At 60.5% G+C, this 4,046-nt stretch carries 4 protein-coding genes; 2 read left to right on the top strand and 2 right to left on the bottom strand.

What is annotated here, in order from left to right:
- Positions 1–131: 131 nt before the first annotated feature.
- Together NW844_RS12345 and hisG are read right to left on the bottom strand one after the other, a co-directional pair.
- Positions 132–926: a photosystem II manganese-stabilizing polypeptide gene (locus tag NW844_RS12345; protein ID WP_414336054.1), complete on the bottom strand. Its 795-nt coding sequence runs from the start codon at positions 924–926 to the stop codon at positions 132–134.
- Positions 927–1,117: 191 nt separating this feature from the next.
- The gene (gene hisG, locus NW844_RS12340; protein ID WP_414336052.1) at positions 1,118–1,843 is read right to left on the bottom strand and encodes an ATP phosphoribosyltransferase; all 726 of its coding nucleotides are present in this window, start codon (positions 1,841–1,843) and stop codon (positions 1,118–1,120) included.
- A 204-nt stretch (positions 1,844–2,047) separates the two neighbouring features.
- Here hisG and NW844_RS12335 point away from each other — a divergent pair, with 204 nt between their 5' ends.
- The gene (locus NW844_RS12335; protein ID WP_414336050.1) at positions 2,048–3,169 is read left to right on the top strand and encodes a sugar phosphate nucleotidyltransferase; all 1,122 of its coding nucleotides are present in this window, start codon (positions 2,048–2,050) and stop codon (positions 3,167–3,169) included.
- Positions 3,147–3,893 carry a GvpL/GvpF family gas vesicle protein gene (locus NW844_RS12330; RefSeq protein WP_414336049.1) on the top strand — a complete coding sequence of 249 codons (747 nt, stop codon included), beginning with the start codon at positions 3,147–3,149 and terminating at the stop codon, positions 3,891–3,893. The genes NW844_RS12335 and NW844_RS12330 overlap by 23 nt, the downstream gene beginning before the upstream one ends.
- The last annotated feature ends 153 nt before the right edge of the window (positions 3,894–4,046 follow it).

Raw genomic sequence — 4,046 nt, 5'->3', positions numbered from 1 at the left:
AACAAACGCTGTGGGATCCCGCCATCACTGCCCCCTTCCCCAACGGGCAAACCGAGACAGACAGAGTATCAACAAGAATGGGCAGGAATCGACCGGATCCCTGCCCCTCTCAAGCCCAAAATTGGCTCTCTTCAAGACTCCTGCGCCAGACGGGCGTAGAACAAGCCCTGGACGCGGACGGTGTGGGGTTCCATCGCCCCTTGCTCGGTACTGGAAGGCTGAATGCTGACAAACGAGCCGGCCATCTCTCCCGTGCTGGGATCCACGCGGGCAATGCGCAGCGACATTTTCCCCTGCGAAACCTCGTCCACCTTGCGGTTGGTGGCGAAGTCGTCCTTGGCCGCCTGCAGCCCCACGGCTGTGTCGTAGCCGGCGTTGGAGCCGCGCCCACGCGGGTCGAGGAAGGTGCTGCTGTGGTAGCCGGGCACCAAGAACTCGCCTTCAAAGTCGGTCGAAGGGTCGATGGCGGCTCCCTGGGCGGTGGCGACCAAGTCCTTCACGCTGAACAGAAACGGCACCCGCTCGCGGCGGGGCAACTGACCGGTGGTCGGCTGAAAGGTGATCCCATCCACCACTTTGAACTCCAGCGCGCCGTCTTTGGGGGTGACCTCGGCCTTAATCGGCCCCAGCGTGGCCGCCGAGATCATGATGTTTTTGGCTTTGATAAACTCTTTTTCCCCGTTCCGCTTTTCCTCTTCGATTTCAATCTGCACCGGCTGGAAGCAGACATCGGTCAGCTTCAGGGATCCCCCCTTGGGCACCTCGATGCGGCCGCGGGCATTGTCGGAGACGGAAGGGCAAATGGCGGCCTTGCCGGTGTTGCGGATCTGGTCGTAGGTCAGCGGGGCCTTAGCAGCCGCCGCCGGCAGGGCAAAGACGCTCAAACAGAGCGCCAACAGGATGGCGAGTAGTGGACGGTACCGCATAAGCAACCTCGAAAAACCTGTTTTAATCTCAATGCTGCTGGGGAAAATAAGCCCGAATGCCCCTATTGTACGCAATAGGGATCCCCTCTTTGGCTGAGCCCGCAGAAGTTTCTTGGTCAAGTCCAGTTGCCCACCCTCTAGGGAAAGTCGGCCAGATGGCCAGAAAGGGGTGAGACCCTTTCGCGGCCACCTCAGAACGGGCCCAGGGATCCCAGCCAGCGCTCCCGAATCTGGTTTACCAGCTCGCCGATGGGCTGTTGGTTGACGCGGTAGCTGGTGGGATGGGCGATCAGGCGGGCGGTGCTCTCGAAAAGGCAGTCCCGTTCCACCAGGCCGTTTTCCCTCAGGGTGCGTCCGGTGGCCACCAAGTCCACAATGGCATCGGCCATGCCGGTGAGGGGAGCCAGTTCCACCGAGCCGTAGAGGGAGATAATTTCCACCGGCAAATCCAACCGGTCAAAATACTCGCGGGCGCAGCCGACAAACTTGGAAGCCACGCGGGCATGGGGAGGCAACTGGGCCGCCGAGGTGTAGGGACTATCTTGGGGCAGGGCCACCGACATGCGACAGTAGCCGAACTTCAGGTCCAGCAGGTGGGCCACCCGCGCTTCGCTGCCGGCATAGCGCTCTCGCAAGATGTCGTAGCCGACGATGCCCAGTTCGGCCTGTCCGTATTCCACGTACACCGGCACGTCGTGGTTGCGCACCAGCAGCGCCTCGTAGCGTTGCCCGTTGAGCTGGGTGGGCGATTCAATCCGCAGCAGGCGGTTGCCGGGATCCAAAAAGCGACTGAAATCGATCCCCACCTGTTGCAAGCAGCGGATAGCGTCGGCCAACAAGGCTCCCTTGGCCAGAGCAACGGTGATCGTCGGGGTATTGGGCTTCGGAGCTGGCCGAGGGCTGGTGGCTGTCAACATAGGCACTTAGGGATCCCTTCTGGCAAAAGGACAAGGGCAGTGGGAATGCTGCTTAGTTAAAGAAGGAAAGTGGATACCAGGGATCCTGCGTCCTCAATTGTAGGGAACTGACCTCTTGCCGGCGAGGTAGACTCGGCAGATGTTTTCCAGAACGCAGATCCTGGGATGATAAAAACACGATGAACCCGGAGGAGAGAGGACGGCATGAAAGCCATGATCCTGGCAGCCGGCAAAGGGACACGGGTACGGCCCATCACCTACATGATGCCCAAGCCGATGATCCCGATTCTGCACAAGCCGGTCATGGAGTTCTTGGTGGAGCTGCTGCGGGAACATGGCTTCGACCAGATCATGATCAACACCAGCCACCTCGCTCACCAGATCGAAGACTACTTTCGCGATGGCCAGCAGTGGGGAGTACACATCGGCTTTTCCTTCGAGGGCCACTTCGAGAACGGCCAGCCGGTGGCCGAACCCCTGGGATCCGCCGGTGGCATGCGCAAGATCCAGGATTTCTCCGGCTTTTTTGACAGCACCTTCGTGGTGCTCTGCGGCGATGCGCTGATCGACCTCAACCTGACCCAGGTGGTCAACTTTCACAAATCTAAGGGGGCATTGGCCACGGTGGTGTTGCGAGAGGTGGATCCCAGCCAAGTCTCCAGCTACGGAGTGGTGGTAACTGATGAGACGGGCCGGGTCACCGCCTTCCAAGAAAAGCCCAGGCAGGAAGAGGCCCTCAGCAACACCATCAACACCGGCATCTACGTGTTCGAGCCAGAAGTCCTGGACTACATCCCCCCCGGCTGCCCCTATGACATCGGCAGCGATCTCTTCCCCGCCTTGGTGAAAGCCGGCGCCCCCTTCTACGGCCTCAAGGCCGACTTCCAGTGGGTGGACATTGGCCGTACCCATGACTACTGGCTGGCAGTACAGAAGGTGCTGCGCGGCGAGATCAAAGGCGTCAAGGTGCCCGGGATCCAGATTCGGCCCGGCGTCTGGACAGGGATCAACATCCGCGCCAACTGGGATCGCATCCACATTGAGCCACCGGTGTACATCGGGGCCAGCACCTACCTGGCGGATGGGGTAAAGCTCATCGGCCCCACGGCCATTGGCTACGGCTGTGTGTTGAACGAAGGGTGTACGCTGGATGGCAGCCTCATCTTTAACTACACCCAAATCGCCGCAGGAGTGACGCTGCGCCACCAGATGGTGATGGGTCGCTACTGCATTTCCTCCGATGGCAATGCCATCGACACGGAAGAGTCCAACCTCACCTGGTTGATCGGAGATGCCCGCAGCCATGGCAACGGCAAATCCCAATAGCGCCCTCTATCTCTACGGGATCGTTGCTGCCCCCGGCCCGCGCCACCTGAATGTGGTGGGGCTGGACAAGCAGCCGGTGGGGGTTCACGTGCTGGGATCTTTGGCCTTTCTCTATTCCCAGGCCCGCCAGGAGCGCTACTTGGCCAGCCGGGCCAATCTGCTGGCCCACGAAGCCGTCCTAGAAACCGTGATGAACGAGGGACACCGCGCCCTGCTGCCGTTGCAATTTGGCCTGGTGGTGAGCAGTTGGGATCAGGTGGAGCAGGATCTGGTCAAACCGCGCCTGGCCGATCTGCTGACCCTGCTGCAGCGCCTAGAGGGCAAACGGGAGGTGGGGGTAAAGGTCTTCTGGGATCCCCAGCAAGAGCTCCAATTGGGGCTGGAGGAAAACCCCGCCCTGAAAGCCCGGCGGGACGAGATGGTCGGCGCCCCTTTGGGTCTGGATGCGGTAGTCGAGATCGGACGGGCTCTGGAGCAGCTTTTGGAGCAGCGGCGTCAGCGCATCGCCCAAACCTTCACGGCGGCCCTCAGCCCCCTGGCCAGCGACCGCGTGGAAGGCGATCTGCTCACGGAGAACATGGCCTACAACGGCTCATTTTTGATCAACTGGGAAGATGAGCCGGCTTTTGCCCAAAAAGTGGAGGAGCTAGACCAGACCTTTCAGGGGCGGCTGCGCATTCGCTACAACAACTTCACCGCTCCTTACAATTTCGTCAAGCTTTGACATGTTTTCTGTTTTATGGTCATTCAATCCAGTCCAATGGCGATGGAACGGTTGGTTACCTCGTTATTGCTCCGCAACGCTGTCGCCAACGCGCCGCTCTAACTCCCCTCTCCCTCAGGGAGAGGGGCTGGGGGTGAGGGGATCCCTCAGGGA

The sequence above is a fragment of the Synechococcus sp. H55.2 genome (assembly GCF_047462495.1).
Classification (GTDB): Bacteria; Cyanobacteriota; Cyanobacteriia; order Thermostichales; family Thermostichaceae; genus Thermostichus.
This window is presented reverse-complemented; position numbering and strand designations above follow the sequence as displayed.